General features: G+C 62.2%; 12 protein-coding genes and 1 tRNA gene. 5 read left to right on the plus strand and 8 right to left on the minus strand.

All coding sequences use genetic code 11. The annotated features are described in order from the left end of the window. Positions 1-275: 275 nt before the first annotated feature. Positions 276-346, minus strand: a tRNA-Gly gene (locus H3U89_RS03145). A 123-nt stretch (positions 347-469) separates the two neighbouring features. After that, positions 470-1,588 (minus strand): ROK family transcriptional regulator, encoded by a 1,119-nt coding sequence (locus H3U89_RS03150; protein ID WP_044097946.1) that lies wholly within the window; start codon positions 1,586-1,588, stop codon positions 470-472. Between the two features lie 298 nt (positions 1,589-1,886). Here H3U89_RS03150 and H3U89_RS03155 point away from each other — a divergent pair, with 298 nt between their 5' ends. The 4 genes from H3U89_RS03155 to nagA are packed head-to-tail and all read left to right on the plus strand — an operon-like array spanning position 1,887 to position 6,410. Further along, positions 1,887-3,191 carry an AGE family epimerase/isomerase gene (locus H3U89_RS03155; protein ID WP_198178531.1) on the plus strand — a complete coding sequence of 435 codons (1,305 nt, stop codon included), beginning with the start codon at positions 1,887-1,889 and terminating at the stop codon, positions 3,189-3,191. Between the two features lie 5 nt (positions 3,192-3,196). Further along, positions 3,197-4,303 carry an ROK family protein gene (locus H3U89_RS03160; RefSeq protein ID WP_198178530.1) on the plus strand — a complete coding sequence of 369 codons (1,107 nt, stop codon included), beginning with the start codon at positions 3,197-3,199 and terminating at the stop codon, positions 4,301-4,303. Further along, positions 4,300-5,088, plus strand: coding sequence for a glucosamine-6-phosphate deaminase (nagB, locus tag H3U89_RS03165; protein WP_198178529.1), 789 nt, complete (start codon positions 4,300-4,302; stop codon positions 5,086-5,088). Before H3U89_RS03160 ends, nagB begins: the two co-directional genes overlap by 4 nt. Before the next feature lie 14 nt (positions 5,089-5,102). Next, positions 5,103-6,410, plus strand: coding sequence for an N-acetylglucosamine-6-phosphate deacetylase (nagA, locus tag H3U89_RS03170; RefSeq protein WP_198178528.1), 1,308 nt, complete (start codon positions 5,103-5,105; stop codon positions 6,408-6,410). 205 nt (positions 6,411-6,615) lie between these two features. On the opposite strand, the gene htpX is transcribed toward nagA, so the two are convergent. From htpX to H3U89_RS03200, 6 genes are all read right to left on the minus strand, one after another. Continuing rightward, a complete protein-coding gene (gene htpX, locus H3U89_RS03175) occupies positions 6,616-7,554 on the minus strand; it encodes a zinc metalloprotease HtpX (RefSeq protein ID WP_045934854.1) in 939 nt (312 codons plus the stop codon). A gap of 90 nt (positions 7,555-7,644) precedes the next feature. Beyond that, positions 7,645-8,244 (minus strand): DUF4411 family protein, encoded by a 600-nt coding sequence (locus H3U89_RS03180; protein WP_198178527.1) that lies wholly within the window; start codon positions 8,242-8,244, stop codon positions 7,645-7,647. After that, a complete protein-coding gene (locus H3U89_RS03185) occupies positions 8,241-9,422 on the minus strand; it encodes an ImmA/IrrE family metallo-endopeptidase (protein ID WP_198178526.1) in 1,182 nt (393 codons plus the stop codon). Before H3U89_RS03185 ends, H3U89_RS03180 begins: the two co-directional genes overlap by 4 nt. A gap of 171 nt (positions 9,423-9,593) precedes the next feature. Next, the gene (locus H3U89_RS03190; RefSeq protein ID WP_198179409.1) at positions 9,594-11,060 is read right to left on the minus strand and encodes an FAD-dependent oxidoreductase; all 1,467 of its coding nucleotides are present in this window, start codon (positions 11,058-11,060) and stop codon (positions 9,594-9,596) included. A gap of 118 nt (positions 11,061-11,178) precedes the next feature. After that, complete coding sequence (locus H3U89_RS03195; RefSeq protein WP_198178525.1) at positions 11,179-13,146, minus strand: heavy metal translocating P-type ATPase; 1,968 nt, start codon at positions 13,144-13,146, stop codon at positions 11,179-11,181. Between the two features lie 173 nt (positions 13,147-13,319). Further along, complete coding sequence (locus H3U89_RS03200) at positions 13,320-15,215, minus strand: S1C family serine protease (RefSeq protein ID WP_198178524.1); 1,896 nt, start codon at positions 15,213-15,215, stop codon at positions 13,320-13,322. A 232-nt stretch (positions 15,216-15,447) separates the two neighbouring features. Here H3U89_RS03200 and tgt point away from each other — a divergent pair, with 232 nt between their 5' ends. Beyond that, entirely contained in the window at positions 15,448-16,746 is a 1,299-nt protein-coding gene (gene tgt, locus H3U89_RS03205; RefSeq protein ID WP_198178523.1) for a tRNA guanosine(34) transglycosylase Tgt, read from the plus strand. Positions 16,747-16,785 lie beyond the last annotated feature (39 nt).

The raw sequence follows: 16,785 nt of genomic DNA on the forward strand, positions 1-16,785 counted from the left end.
AAGGCGTAGGGAGTCTCCCGCGAGATTCAGTATCAAGATTGAGTTGACGATCAGTCTTGAACTTTCGCACAACCCATATAGACAAAAGAGCACTATAAGACCTATAGCTGCCCATTTCCGCCTGTGTAACAATCAAGGTCGGCTGCTTCTTTGCCTATTCAATAGCTATGCGTCAACGCTAGGGCCTGTACATCCGCGCTATATTGTTGCCATCAATCAGTTGTCAGACCTAAATAAACAACCATTTTCCTTGAAAACTCAGGATTCCAGTCAAGAGCGGGCGACGGGAATCGGACCCGCCTCTGAAGCTTGGGAAGCTTCCATTCTACCAATGAACTACGCCCGCAAATCCGGCTACCGGGGTCAGACCTCGGCCAACCGCATGCGAGTCACCATCGTAGCAGGTCTCGGCGATGTGCGCGAATCACCAACTCCGGGCACGGTTGCGAGACAGCTCTTTAATCCACTTTCAGACGGTGCCGTCAGGCTCGATCAGGTCGGCCACCACCGTGGAGCAGGCTCCAAGCAAGGCTGCATCCTCTCCCAAGGCCGAGCGGTCGACCACTAATGGGCGCCGAAAATCAGTGGCCAGGGCATCGTTCATGGTCTTCTCCATGGCACTCAGGAAGATGCGGTTGACCACCCTGGAGTCGCCCAGGACAGCTACGCGGGGAATGTCCATAAGGCCGGCGGGCATGGTCAGAACACGACCCAGCAGTTCGCCAGCACGTCTCAGAATGCTGGCCAGATTGTCAGGATCCCGGTCCATTGCAGCAGTCAGCTTGGGAACGCTGATCAGTGATTCCAGGCAACCGCGCTTGCCACAGCGACACTGCGGACCTGTGGGGTCAACGACCACATGGCCAATCTCGCCAGCCGCGCGATTGCAGCCGGTCACCAGCTCGCCAGAGACCAGCAATCCTGCCCCAACTCCGTCGCCCAGATGGACCAGCAACAGGTCGGACTGGCCTGAGCCAAACTGCCGCTCGGCCAAAACCTCATTGTTGGCATCGTTGTTGACCGTCACCTCCAAGCCTGTCTTCTCATGCAGATAGCCTCGCAGGTCGGTCTGAACCCAGCCCAGGTTGGTGGCATCATCCACCACGCCTTCAGCACTGACGATGCCGGGACTGGATACGCCGATGCCCATGACGGGGTGGGTTGCCCGCTGCATCAATGAATCAGTCAACTCCCCCACCAAGTCCAGGGGGACCTTGCCGTCAGCAGTCAGCGGGATCTCCTCACGCGCCACCACCTGTCCGGTCAGGTTGAGCACCGCCCCCCTGAAAACGTAGGGCGTGGAAAGGTCCAGGGCCAGGATGCTGCGCCCGTCGGGATTGATGCGCAGCAGCCGTCCCCGCTTGCCAGGCCCAGTGGATTTGCTATAACCCACTTCCATGAGCAGATGCTCGCCCAGCAGCTCGGCCACGATGTCTGATATGGCGACCCTGGTCAGCCCTGAGGCGCGGGCCAGATCAGCCCTGGTCATACTGACATCGGGGTAGAGCAGTCTGAGCAGGATGGCTCGGTTGTGGTGCCGCACCGACTTGGGCAGCGCCTTGGACAGGTTGCCTGTATTGCTGGTCATGATTCGCCTGACAATAGATAATGCGGGAACGGGGACCCGCCATGGGGATTGGGCCTTGAACCCCGTGATCACGCCCATCCATGCTTGCACCTTATATTGTAAACTTCCTTGCCCGGGCAGGTCCATACCTCGCCATTGCGGCACTGAAGCTGCTGGTTTTCAGGACTGCGCACTAGCATCGTGAGCAAGACCACGGGGACAGCCAATAAAAAGTTCAGTTTCCTAACAATTAAGTGTTAGGCTGTAAACAGACATCGGAAACAGCTGCATCCCCTCGCTGAGCAAAGGAGCGATCGCCATGACCACGACACCGAACCATTCGGGAGTCTCATCGTCCGCCATAAATCCCCGATACCTGCTGGGCAACGAAGCCAACCGCATCTTCATGGCCTCGCAGACCTACGGCTTCCTGGACTTCGGGCGTGGGTTCCCCACCGAGCAAGGCGGCGCCGGCTGGCTCAATGACGACGGCAGCATCGACCCAGACCAGGGAATCCAGACCTGGATCACCTGCAGGATGACCCACGTCTACGCCATCGGCAGCCTCCTGGGCTACCCGGGAGCATCAGATCTGGTCCATCGTGGTGTTCAGGCCCTCCAGGGCAACCTGCACGACGACGAACACGGCGGCTGGTACCCCTCGGTCTCCTGGCAGGGCCAGCCCGAGAGCGGCAAGACTTGCTACACACACGCCTTCGTTGTCCTGGCTGCATCCTCAGCCATGCTGGCCGGCGACCCTGATGGGCAGGCCCTGCTGGACCAGGCGCTGGAGATCTTCAACCGCTACTTCTGGGATGACGAGAAGGGCCTGGCCGTCGACACCTGGGACAGCAGCTTCACCCGTCTTGACCCCTACCGGGGGCTCAACGCCAACATGCACAGCACCGAGGCCTTCCTGGCAGTGGCCGATGCCACCGGCAATGAGGACTACCGCGAGCGCGCCGGCCGCATCATCGACCAGGTCATCAGCTGGGCTGAGAACAACCAGTGGCGCATCCCCGAGCATTTCAATAGCGACTGGCAGGCCGACCTGGACTACAACCAGAACAACAAGGCCGACCAGTTCAAGCCTTACGGGGCAACGCCGGGCCACGGGATTGAATGGGCCAGGCTGATCACTCAGTACGCACTAAGCAGGTTCGATCAGGATGCCGACCGTCGCCACTACATCGAGGCAGCCGAGCACCTGTTCGCCAGGGCTGTGGAGGATGGCTGGGCCGCCGACGGAGCCGAGGGCCTGGTCTACACCACAGACTGGCAGGGCCGCCCGGTTGTCCACGACCGCATGCACTGGACCCTGGCCGAGGCTCTGAACACCTCGTCCACCCTCTACGCAGTCACCGGCAAGGCCACCTACGCCGACTGGTACACCACCTTCTGCAGCTATGTAGACCACTATTTGATCGACCACCAGGGCGGGTCCTGGTGGCACCAGTTGGATGCCAGCAACCATGTCATCGGCACGGTCTGGCCCGGCAAGTCCGACCTCTACCATGCCTTCCAGTCCACCCTGATTCCCTACAACGACCCGGCGGTCTCCATCGCTACGGCCATCAAGCGGGCCTGCGGACAGGGACATGCAGACCAGAATCAGGCCCGCTGAAATCCATGGCAGCATCGACCCCGCATCCCGAGGCGGATACAGATAACATCCAGGCTGGCCCGATCAGCCTGGGAATTGACATCGGCGGCACCAAGATCGAGGGCGTGGCCATAGACGGCGACAAGCGCCTGCTGGCCTGCCATCGAATCCCCACACGCGAGGGCAACCAGGCGGTTCATGACGACACGGTGACACTTATCCGCCACTTGTTGAATCAGGTGGGCCCAAATCGGGGTCCTGTCACCGTAGGCCTAGGCATCCCGGGGCGCGTGGATGCCGACCGTGGAATAGTGGATGACGCAGTCAACCTGGGCATCCGCCACATGGCTCTGGGCCCTGCCGTTGCCAAGACGACCGGCCTGCCCGTCCGTGTCGAGAACGATGTCAACATCGCTGCTCTTGGAGCCGCATCGCAGGACGGCGACACCCTGGTGGCCCCTGGAACCACACCCCACTCCGAGGCCGCCCGGAACCAGGCCCGACACCCCGCGTCAGAGCCTGGGCGCGACAGACCCAGGGCCCTGCCTGACCAGGACGACCATGTTGTGGTCTTCATCAACCTGGGTACCGGCCTGGCAGCGGGCATCATCCGCGGGGGCCGAATCGAGCACGGAGCCAGTGGAGCAATCGGCGAAATTGGACACATTCCGGTGGATGCCCACCAGTTTCCCTGCAAGTGCGGCCAGTGCGGCTGTCTGGAGACCGTGGCCTCAGGCTCCGCAGTGGAATCACTTTGGCCAGGAATCGCCCACCCTCTGCCTGACCTGATTGCCCAGGCAAGCCAGGGGAACCAGCACGCCCAGGAAGTCCAGGACATCATCGGCCATGGTATCGCCCTGGCCGTGCAGATCGTGGCCCTGACCATCGATCCCGCAGTCATCATCCTGGGCGGCGGCATGAGCAAAACCGGCCAACCCCTGCTGGATTTGGTCGCCGAGCATCTGAATAGGAGCGCGGCCTGCAGCCACTTCATCGCCTCGCTGAGTCTGCCCGACCGGTTGCGCTTGGCTCCAGCCGACCTGCCCATCGCAGCCATCGGAGCCGCCCTGGCAGGACGCATGACAGCCGACAGTCGCCCATCTGACTTTATAGGAAAGGAAATCGCATCATGACCGAAATCATCATCGTCAAGTCCCAGGAGGAAGCCGGCGAGATCTATGCCCGCTGCACGGCCGACCTGATCCGGCGCAAGCCTGACTGCGTGCTGGGTCTGGCCACGGGATCCAGCCCACTGGCGGCATACAAGGCGCTGGCCGATCTGGTCCACAAGGAGGGGATCGACGTCTCCCAGGTGCGTGGCTTCGCCCTGGACGAATACGCGGGCCTGGATCCGACCCACCCTCAGTCCTACCGTTCCACCATCGACCGGACCGTGGTCGAGCCTCTGGGCCTGGACCCCACCAAGGTGAGGGTTCCCAATGGAAACCTGGACACCATCAAGGACGCTGGCCGCGTATATGACCAGGCAATCGAGGATGCCGGCGGCGTCGACCTGCAGATCCTGGGCATCGGCACTGATGGACACATCGGCTTCAACGAGCCCGGATCCTCCCTGGCCTCGGGCACCCGCATCAAGACCCTGACCGAGCAGACCCGCATCGACAACGCCCGCTTCTTCGACAATGACATGGACCAGGTGCCCACCCATTGCATCACCCAAGGAATCGGAACCATCCTCAAGGCACGCCAGCTGGTCCTCCTGGCCTTCGGCGCTGGCAAGGCAGAAGCCGTGGCCGAGAGCGTAGAGGGCGGCATATCGTCCTTCTGCCCGGCCTCCGCCCTCCAGATGCATCCCCACGCCACCGTGATCGTGGACGAGGCGGCCGCCTCCCGCCTGCGCAACCGCGACTACTACAAGTGGGCCTATGCCAACAAGCCTGACTGGCAGTCCATCTAGAAGGCAAACCAAACATGTCCAAGGAAGCATACGAGTCGGCGGGGCTCGCGGTCGAATCATCCCTGAATGGACCGGCCCATCCCCTTGTCCTGACAGGCGCAAGGCTGATAGACGCCCGAGGAATCAGGGAAGACAGCTGGATTTTGGCCCTGGATGGCAGGATTGAGCAGGTCGGGCAAGGCAGGGAGAGCCTGGAATCCGCCCTGAGGGCCTCTGGCCTGCCCAACCTGCCGCCCTCCTTCCAGCCTGGATCAGATACCCATGACGTGAATGCGAACGGTGTGGAGTTCATCGACGCAGCCGGCTTCATCCTCACCCCCGGGTTCATCGACATCCACTCCCACGGCGGCTGGGTTCACTCCTTCGATGACGGCGACGATGCCATTCGCACAGCCAGGGCCTGTCATATGGTCCATGGAACCACCAGGCAGGTGCTCAGCCTGATCACCAACCCGGTCGACACGATGTGCGCAAATCTGCGCTCGGTCAGGCGGGTCATGGACTCCAGGCCCGATGTGCTGGGTGCCCACTTGGAGGGGCCCTTCATCGCCCTCTCCCGTAAAGGGGCGCACGATCCCAAGTGCCTGCGCGATCCTGAACCAGCGGTTCTTGACCGCTTCCTGGAAGCTGCCGACGGTTGCATACGTCAGGTGACGTTGGCCCCCGAGCGCGACCATGGCTACGAGGCCATATCCCGCTTGGCTGGGTCCGGTGTGATCCCTGCGGTCGGCCATTGCGATGCCGACTACGATCAGACCCGTCGCGCCTTCAATGCCGGCGCCCACATACTCACTCATGTTTTCAACGCCATGAACGGCATCCACCACCGTCAGCCTGGGCCCATTCCGGCCGCCGTGGAGGACCCCCGGATCACGGCCGAGCTGATCAACGACGGTTTCCATGTGCAGGACCCCTGTGTCGACCTGGCTTTCAGGCTCTTCCCCCATCGGATAGCCCTGGTCACCGATGCCATGGAGGCTACCGGCTGCGAGGACGGCGCCTACAAGCTGGGCTCCCTGGACGTAACAGTGAAGGGCGGCCACGCCCGTCTGACCTCCAACGGAGCCATCGCTGGTTCAACCCTGACCCTGGATGTGGCAGTCGGCAGAGCTGTTCAGTCCATCGGCCTGCCAGCCCCCCAGGCCGTGGAAGCCGCCACGCTGACACCTGCCCGGGCCCTGGGGCTGGACCGCCCCAACCCGATTACCGGTGCTCCGCTGGGCCTGCTGGCACCCAGCTATGCTGCCGACCTCCTCCTCCTGAACCCGGCCGAATGGTCCGTCAAAACCGTGGTCTGCGATGGTCGCAGAATTCAGATCTAAAAGACGGATAACCAAAAGCCTCCGATTCCTCGTTGCCTCTATGACAAGCTGGATTCTTCGCAGCTGAGGGCATTAAGGCGGAAACGGTCAGAAGGCCCGGCCTGATGTCTGGCCCCTCTGACCGTTTCCGAATTTATCGACCAAGGCAGCGGGGAGAGGGCCACCGCTATTGACAGGTGTACAGGCGCATGAGCCCGTTGGTCTCTCAGTACCCCACCTGGGCTCCACGCCCGGAATTCACCTGGGTCTGCTGCCCCATCTCCTGGCTCATCTGCATCAGACGGGCTATGCGCTCCTCGGTGGGAGGATGGGTAGAGAATAACCTACTGAACCCTTTGACCGAGAAAGGGTTCTCGATCATCATGGCAGCGGCGCTCTGGGTGCCAGCGGTCTGAGGCATGGGCACGGCCTGAGACCCGTAGGATATTTTGTTCAGTGCCGATGCCAGAGCCGCCGGGTCCCCGGTCAGCCGGCTGCCGTCCTCGTCGGCGTCATACTCGCGGGTTCGGGAAATGGCCATCTGGATCAGGGATGCGCCCAGGGGGGCCAGAATCGAGCTGATCAGCACACCCAGGAGGCCGAAGACGCCGGAATCGTTATCCCTGTCCCGGCTGTCGCCGCCGAAATACATGAGGGAGTATCCCAGGTAGGTGATGACCGTGGCCATGGCCGAAGCCACAGCAGAGGTCAGGATGTCATGGTTATAGACGTGCATGAGCTCGTGGCCCAGCACTCCGCGAATCTCTCGCTCGTTGAGGATACGCAAAATCCCCTGGGTGCAGCAGACGGCGGCATGGCGCTCGTTACGGCCTGTGGCAAAAGCGTTGGGAGAGTCGGTGGGGGCGATGTAGATGCGGGGCATGGGCTTGCCGGCCCTCCCCGACAGTTCTCGGACGATCCGATAAAGGTCGGGGGCCTCCTGCTCGCTGACCGGCCGGGCATGCATGGAGGCGATCGCCACCTTGTCGGAGAACCAGTAGGACCCGAAAGTGGTGGCCAGGCCTATGAGGATATAGATGCCCAGCGTGCCCTGGCGACCGCCGGTCAGCCACCAGATGAGCATGATAACGGCCCACATGAGGGCGAACAAAAGCGTCGTTTTCAGGCCGTTGAAATGTCCGTGAACCTTCAGCTTGCCATTCATGGATTCCATGGTAGACAATACCGCTGAATTTTTGCTGAACGACCGCTGAAAAGATGAGGCTGCTGAGCCCACTCTCCCCCTACCACCCATTCAGAATAGGCCTGGTTGGCTCACAGCTTTTCTCTTACCTTGAGACTTAGGAGGAACATATTGGACCTTCTTCAACCTCCCGTTGACATCGAAGAACCGACGAAGATTCATGGTCTTTACCCCAAAATGGTCTGCGATGTTAGGAATCTTGGGCTCTTTCTTCATGTGCTGCCCCTGTTGCAGCGGGACCCGGGCCTCGTCCGTCACGATGACTGCTCCCTCGACCTTGGCCACGGCGATCAGCCAGGGATCCGCCTTGCTCTCCGGCTCCCAGTATTGGCGCGACTCTTCCGTATACTGCCCGCAGGTGACCAAATAATCCTGGATTTGCGCATAGACCTGCGCATATCTGTCGTCCTTATGACTTATTTGGCGGCCTTTGAACATTGCACGCACCCAAAGATCCAGCATGTCGGGATCAGCGGCTTGCTCGTTGACCAGCTCTTCGTAGACAACATCCACCATGGCAATCGCCTTGTCCTCAGCCAGCTTTTCCATCCATCGCCAGAAGGGGTGAAACTCCTTGTAGTCGAAAGGATGGTTGAGCCGGTAGGAGGCGATGAAGATGTTGGAATCAGGCAGGTAGAGGGTAGCGGTCATATCAGCTTCTTTTCACGAATCAATCCCTGATAAGACTGCGGGGAGCGCACCCCCACCAGATCGAAGCCCTCAGTCGGAGCCAGTCTGCCCCCGTCCATGGCGGCATTGACCAGGCGGACGAAACCGGTGTCAACCCTGGAGGCATTGGTCCTGTTGCCATTACCATGGGTTTCCTGCTCCTGATGATGAGCGGCCTTGTCCTGAAGATGCCGATCCATTCGTGCCCGCAGTTCCTCGAGCGTATCCTCGTCAGTCAAGCCGAACTGATGGGCCTGTATCCCCATGGCCAAGGCACTCAGATGGAAGTCGCCAGCTATGGACTCCGCGGCGTCCGCCGGCACCTTGCCCGCGTCCAACTTCTCCTGCCAGAGCCGCCGGAAGCGCTCATCGTCAATCACGGCCTTTACCACTGCGCGATTTATCGCGCGCTCCGTGGCCTTGCGATCCCCTTGGCCGCCAATGCCGTCGAAGAGCTCCTGAGTGCCCAGCAGTACGTGTCCCACCTCGTGAATCAAGGTGAAGATCATGCCGTCAAAGGAGTCGTTTCTGTTGATGAACACCAGCGGGGCCATGTCGTCGATCAGCACGAATCCCCGGAACTCCTGGAGATCCAGTTTTCGAGAACTCACGGAGCCCACCTGGGAGTTGAGCATGATCATAATGCCCGCTTTAGAGGCACGTTCCTTGAGCTGACGGAAGCGATCGCTGGAATCGCCGCCCTCCCAGGCAGAGCGCCCATCCAACCCAAGGGTGGAGCGGAGCGCATCAGCCAGGGCATCGTCATGGTCGGCATCGCGCACCGAACCGACCAGTGGGTTGGCATCCAGGCCGGACTCAAGCAATTCATCCCTGGCCCACTCCTGCCTGAATCGCATCTGGTCGATGGTGTCCTGCAGGTTTTTGCTGGGCTGCACAGACGTATTGCCTACAGTCCGGTAACGAACCAGAGGCTCAGAACGACGCTGGGGCACAACCGACCGGACCAAGGCACCGAAGGGCACATGCAGGGCCCTGCTGAGCTGCTCTACCTTGTTGAAGGATACAGACACGGGTTCCTTGGATTCCAGCCAATCCGGCAACTGGCCAAGCCCTCGGCGCTGAGACAGGGCCACTGGATCGGCATCACCCTCCTCAACGGCCCACTGGAGGGTGGCCGGATAGAGAGTCAAGTTAGCCATGTCACGCTCCTTCGATTCCGTGATGGGCTCTAATGACAATGATAGCTACGCGAGGCCCATCCGTCTGCAGTAAGCACCCAGTATTGAATACTAAGAAAATAGGACCCGGGTGAGGATTCATGAGCCTCATCCAGGTCCTGTCACTGTCAACACAGGCCTAAGAGCGATCGCCTACTCGCCGTGAGCAAGCTGGCGGAGCTGGTCGGGGTCGATGACTTTGATATGCTCGCGGCCGGCCTTGGCGCCCTCGGCACGCTCGTAGGCATCCACCCGCTTCCAGCCGGCGAAGTCGATGGGCCGGATGCCCTTGTCTGCCAAGAAACGGTCAATCGAATCGTCGTCGCGGTCCTTGGCGAAGCGGCCACGAGTCGGGCTGGCGGCCAGGTCATCCAGCATGTTGCCGATGGTCTCCAGGGCATCGGATTTGGTGGATCCGATCAGACCCACAGGTCCCCTCTTGGCCCAACCCGTGGCGTAGAGACGATTGATGGGTCGGCCGTCCTGCCCCTCGGGAGCAGTGGTCACGCGACCGTGGACGTTAGAGAGGGTATAGCCGGAGAAGTCGTAAGGAATGCCGGGAACCTCGGCAGGCTTGTAGCCGATGGCGTGGTAGACGGCCTGAACCGGGTACTCCTCGTACCGGCTGGTCTCCTCCATGGTGCCCTCGGGCGTGACCTTGGTCTTCTCCACCCGAATGCCAGTCACCCTGCCGTCCTGGCCGATGATTGCGGCAGGCATCCGATAGAAGTGCATATAGAAACGGCGGTCGGCTGGATTGCCCTCGAAGTCGACGCCGCCGTCCTCAGCCATGTCCTCGGCCATCTCCCTGATGGTGAAGAGCTCCTCCAGCATCTGCCGGGTCAGCTTATCGGCACCGGCCCGGTCGATGGTCTCCTGATCCAGGTCGAAGTCCTCCTCGTCGATGACGATTTGCACCCCGGGCAGCTTCTCCAGCTCGCGCAGCTCCTGGACCGAGAACTTGGCCTGGGCCGGGCCGCGACGGATGAACATGTGCAGTTCACGGGCCTGGTTGCCCTGAATCCCCTGGTAGACATTGTCAGGGATGTCGGTGCCCAGCAGGTCGTCGGCCCGCCGCATCAGGATTCTGGAGACATCCATGGCCACGTTCCCGCCTCCGATGACGGCCACCTGCCTGGCGTCAAGGGGCCAGTCCTGGTCAGCGTCGGGATAGCCGTCATACCATTCGACGAAGTGGGCGGCCCCGTGAACGCCATCAAGCTCATGCCCGGCAATCTCCAGGGGGCGGTCGTCCACAGCGCCGGTGGCGAAGAGCACCACATCGTAGCGCTCAAGCAGGTCATCCAGGTTGATGTCCTTGCCGAACTCCACATCCGCATAGAGATGAATCTCGGGGTTGTCCAGGGTCTTCTCCAAGGCGCCGGCGATGTACTTGATGCTGGGGTGGTCCGGTGCCACGCCGTAACGGACCAGGCCGAAGGGAACGGGCAGCTTCTCGAACAAATCGATCCGGGCCCGGTCGCCCAGACCCAGGTCTGTCCCCTTTTCCCGAAGTTGCCGCAGCAGGATGTCAGAGGCGTAGACCCCCGCAGGCCCCGCGCCTATGACGGCCACGCGCAGGGGTGAGTCGGCTTCCTCGCCGCGGGCCGGTGCGGGCATGGTGGAATCATTGACATTAATATCGCTCATGCTTGTCAGCCTAACGCAAAGCAAAGGTAGGGAACAGAGTTAGTCGGGCTCCATCCCCGGGACTTTCACCAAGCGTCGCGAAATGGCCTCAGTCCCGGTCTATCAGCGCAGTCAGGGCCCAGAGGATGGAAACCACATCGATGGCCTCCTGCGTAAAGGCGCCGACAACCACCGGAATCAGGTCGAAGGCGGCGCAGAGCATGCCCACCGTGGCCAGGGTCAGCCCCAGCATGACCGCCTGGAGCATGACCCTCTTGGTCCTGCGGGCGATGGCGATCGACCTGGGCAGGCAGGCGATGTCGTCGTTCATGATTACCGCCTGGGCGGACTCGGATGCTGCCGTGGTGGTTCCGTCGGTGATGGCCATGCCCACGTCGGCGGCAGCCAGGACCGGAGCATCGTTGACCCCGTCCCCCACCATCAGGGTGATGGATTTGGTCACTGACTCACCAAGGAATTTGGACAGCCAGATGTCCCAGAATGGCTGCCGATTGGGCTCCTCCCTGGAAGCCTTGGCGATCAGATTGGTCTTGTCCTCGGGGAAGAGGCCGGCATGCACGTCGGTGATGCCCACCTGGTCGGCGATGATCCGGGCCGAGTCCTCCTTGTCGCCGGTGACCATGGATAGACGGGTGATGCCCAACTCCCGCAGCTGGGTAATGGTCTGGGCGGCATCCGACCTGGGCACGTCCTTCATGACGACCCTGGCGGCCAAGACCCCATCAATAGAGACGTAGGAGGCCATCTCGTCAGGCGCCAGGGGGCCGAACAGATCGCTCGAATGCCCGTCAGCCACGAACTGGGCCCTGCCCACCTTGACCTGGTGGCCGTCGACCTGGCCCTGGACCCCGTTGCCGGAGTCCTCCCGAACCTCCCGCGCGTGCAGATGGGTCTGGCCCTTGCTCCATGCCCGCAACCGCTCCTGGGCAGCGGCCCCGGCCTCGGCTATTCCGTTGGCCAGGATGTGGACCGAGTAGGACTCCACAGCGCCCGCCATGGCCAGAATCCGGTCTGTATCGACCTTCTGCTCCCTACCCTCAGGCAGGTCGATCTTGGCCACTTGGGGACGTTTTACGGTCAACGTGCCGGTTTTATCGAAAAAGATGTGCGAGACCCGGCCCAGATTCTCGATCACGTCCTGGGTCTTGATCAGCAGCCCCGCCTTGGCCAGCCTCCCGGTCCCGGCCATGTAGGCCACGGGGGCGGCGATCAGCAAAGGGCAGGGGGTCGCCAGGACCAGAACCTGGGCGAACCGGGTCGGCACACCGGAGATGATCCAGGCCACGCAGGCGATGATGAAGGCCACCACGGTGAAGGGGACCGCCATCAGGTCGGCTGTTCTGACGACTGCAGCCCGGGAGTTCTGGGCGGAGCGCACCAGGTTGAGGATTCGCTGGTACTGGGAGTCCCGCGCCAGCTGGCGGGCCCGCATCAGGAAGGTACCCGAACCATTGACCGCTCCGGACATGACCTGGGCGTCCTGGTAGAGCCTGCGGGGCATGGGCTCCCCGTTGATGGTGGACATATCCAAGGTGGCGGTGGGGCTGATCAGCTCGCCATCAACAGGCACGGTCTCGCCGGGCTTGACCACCAGGAGGTCGTTCAGACGGACCTTATCGACATCCACCGTGCTCCAGTCGCTCTCCTTGGGAAGGGCATGCTCCCCCTCTGGCAGGTCCGCCTGGACCACGTGGGCCACCTGAGGGGCGGCCTGGACCAATACGGTCAGGTTGTTCTGCGCCTTGTTCCCTGCGTACTGCTCGATGGCATCGCCCGAGTAGAGCATGAGGACCACGGCCCAACTGGCCCAGTACTGCTGGACGGCGAGGGTGGAAAGGATGGCGACCACGGCCAGGATGTCCACGCCCACGTGGCCCTGGCGCACGTCATCGATCATCCCCTTGAGGGTATCGACCAGCGAGACGGCCACCAGGACGGCGACCAGCCATTGGGCGGCCTGGCGATAGGGGTGCCAGAGCAGGCCCATGACCAGCCCGCAAATCAGAACCACCCAAAGCATGGGGACCTTCTTGGCGAAACCCAGGATTTTTGACATGACCACTTCCCCGCTCCGGACTTGTCTACCTGACAGCCGTAGCCGGATCACGGCTCTCTTCTGCTCTTGACATTCCAAGCCTATACCGCGCGGGAGTCAGCGATGGACGGCGAGTATGACAAGGGGCCGCACCCGTCAAAGTGACGGATGCGGCCCCTGGGTTCAGTCCCGGATCACTGTCCGAAGAAGAAGCGGAAGGGATCCATGGAGTCATCGTCGTCGCCCGAACCGCCCTGGTCGGAGTCGCCGTCCTGACCACTGCCGTCCGAATTCCTCCGATTGGTCCTGGGCTTGCCCTGCACGGTCTGCTCCTCGCTATCCAAGGTGGCGTTCACCTCGGCGGTCTTGCCGTCGCGCACCACGGTGATCTTGACCGAGTCGCCGAAGGCGGCAGCCCGGACGAAGCCCAACAGTGAGTAGTTGTTGTTGACCGCATGACCATTGAAGGCCACGATGGTGTCTCCGACCTTGATGCCGGCCTTGTCAGCCGGGGAGCCCGAGACCACATTGGTGACCTTGGCACCGCCGCGGGTGACCCCGTCGGCCTGGGCCGTGCTGCTCTGGATGGTGACACCCAGGGAGACGTGCTTGGCCTTGCCGTCCTTGATGATCTCATCGGCAATCCGCTTGACCAGGTTGGATGGGATGGCGAATCCGATGCCGATGGACCCTGCCTCGGACTTGGAGGAAGCCATGGAGGCGATGGAGGAGTTGATTCCGATGACCTCGCCGGCCGCGTTGAAGGTCGGGCCGCCCGAGTTGCCCGGGTTGATGGCCGCGTCCAGCTGGACCGCGTTGGTCACGATGGGGTTGTTGTTGCTCTCGTCCATGACCGAGACCGGACGGTTCAGAGCCGAGACGATGCCGGTGGTGGCCGTGTTCTCGTAGCCCAGGGGGTTGCCGATGGCCATGACGTTCTCGCCCACGGCCAGCTTTTCGGAGTCAGCAAACTTCACTGGCTTCAGGTCGGAGGGCGCCTGGTCCAGGCTGAGGATGGCCAGATCGGCTGTGGTGTCGGTACCGACAACCTTGGCCGTGTACATCTGCCCGTTGGAGAGGGTGACGTGGATCTCCTGGGCACCATCGACCACGTGGTTGTTGGTGACCACATGGCCCTGGGTGTCGAAGACCGCGCCTGATCCGGCACCCACACCGCTCTTGGTCTGCACCTGGATGGAGACCACGGACTCGGAGACCTGCTTGCTGATGCCCTGCCAGTCAGGAGCCTGCCCTCCCTCGACCTTGGCCGTGCCCTGGCCTGAGGAGTTGGAGGAGACCCCGCTCAGCGAGGAGGACGAAGGCAGGGTGATCCATCCGTTGGACAGGGCCGCCCAGCCCAGGCCCAGCATGAGGGCGGCGGCCACCAGGGCGGCCACCACGGCGGTGAAGACGTACTTGCCCGTGCCGCTCATGTTGCTGTCGGCATGGTAGGCAGGACCGGGCCGGCCGTTGGGACCGCCGGATCCGAAGGGCGCATAGGGGCCTTGGCCGGAGGGTCGGCCACCCTGGGGGTTCTGACCGGCATTCTGACGAGGCTGGCCAGGCTGACCATTCTGCCCGAACCGGCCTGGCTGTCCGTATTGTCCGAAGAAACCCTGCTGGGGACCGGAGCCATACCCTTGGTTCGGCTGCTGGTTGGGCTGCTGCTGACCCTGATTGTTGGCAGGATTGTTGGCAGACGGACGCGAGCCTGCTGGCGCGTAGGCTCCATACTCGGGCGCAGGCCGATAGTAAGGCTGCTGCTGCGTCGGCGCATCCTGCCCTGTGGTCGAGCCACTGGAAGCGGAGGCTGGAGTCCCGGTGCCGCTATCGCCATTCGACCCGTTTTCCGTGGTCGTGGGCCGTGCATCGCCACCAGGCATGGCAATAGGGGTCGTGGGCCTCTGATCCCAGGCCTGAGTCTGCTGGTCCCCTTCTTCCGGCACGGGGACTTGAGCAGAGTCGGTCTGGTCTGCGGAAGCTCCCGTCTCCTGCTCTTGATTGGCGGCCCCGCGCTCGATGTGGCTTGGCTGCCAGGACTGACCGTCATCGCCGCCCCTCCAAGGGTCGGCCTTGTGCTCTTCAGCCATTTCTGCTCCTTCGGATCGATGCCGCTGCCTGCTATTCGGTCACGCTTGTCAATCTACCCCGTCGCCCGCGCTTTTTGCTGTTTCCGGCTGACAGGCGAAGCGGGTCCTCGCATGCATTGCTTCCAAGTCTAGAGCCGAAATACTGAATGTTATCTGGACATTGCATGAAAGTCACATCGACTGTACACAGGGCGGCAGCGGGACGGTTGGATGTCTTGGATACAGTGGAGTCATGAGCCTGATCACCAACCCGCTGGGAGCCACGCCGGGCCGACCCGGCGATCGCACCGCTTTCTCATTCGAGACCCTGAACCGCCTGCCTGACAGCGTCGATGGCCTGGGACGCGATGGCCGCCGCTACGGCCGAACCGGCATCATCCACACTCCGCACGGAGACATACACACCCCCGCATTCATTCCCGTGGCCACCCAGGCGGCCATGAAGGCCGTCCTGCCCGAGCAGATGCGGCAGCTGGGTGCCCAGGTCCTTCTGGCCAACGCCTTCCACCTGTTCGAACGTCCCGGTCCCGACATTCTGGACCAAGCCGGAGGTCTGGCCAGGTTCATGAACTGGGACGGTCCCACCTACACCGATTCGGGCGGCTTCCAGGTGCTCTCGCTGGGTGCTGGTTTCAAGAAGACCCTGGCCATGGACGTGACCGGCATGAAGTCGGACCAGGTGATCGCCGAAGGCAAGGAGCGCCTGGCCTTCGTGGACGAGGACGGGGTCACCTTCAAGTCCCCGCTCAACGGCGACCGGCACCGCTTCTCGGCTGAAATCTCCATGGGCATCCAGCACCGCATCGGCGCCGACATCATGTTCTCCTTTGACGAGCTGACCACCCTGATGAATACCCGCACCTACCAGGAGCAGTCAGTGGAGCGGACCTTCCGTTGGGCCAAACGCTGCGTGGAGGAGCACCACAGGCTGACCCAGGCACGGACCGGCAAGCCCTACCAGGCCCTGTTCGGCGTGGTGCAGGGAGCCAACTATGAGGATCTGCGCCGACGTGCCGCCCGCCAGATCGCCTCCCTGGACTTCGACGGCGTGGGCATCGGAGGCGCCATAGAGAAACGGCTGCTGGGGCAGACCTGTGCCTGGATCTGCGACGAAATGCCCGAATCCCGGCCCAGGCATGTGCTGGGCATCGCCGCTGTCGACGACATCTTCGCAGGTGTGGAGAACGGCGGGGACACCTTCGACTGCGTATCCCCGGCCCGCTGCGGCCGCAACGGAGCAGTCTTCACCCGTGACGGTCGCTGGAACATCAAACGTGCCCAGTTCAAGGCTGATTTCAGACCCATCGAAGAGGACTGCGACTGCTACACCTGCACCCACTACTCCCGGGCCTACATCGACCACCTGCTTCGCGCCCATGAGCTCAACGGCTACACGCTGGCCACCATCCATAACGAACGCTTCTTTGTCAGGCTACTGGACGAAATCCGCCAGTCCATCGATGGCGGCTACTTCGACGAGTACAAGAAGGAGACCCTGGCCAGGTTCTACGCCCACGGATCCAAGGGCTGAGCCAACACGCCCTTATTGCGCCGCGCAGACAACCGTGCT

This window comes from Bifidobacterium sp. W8104, assembly GCF_016100735.1.
Lineage (GTDB): Bacteria > Actinomycetota > Actinomycetes > Actinomycetales > Bifidobacteriaceae > Bombiscardovia > Bombiscardovia choladohabitans.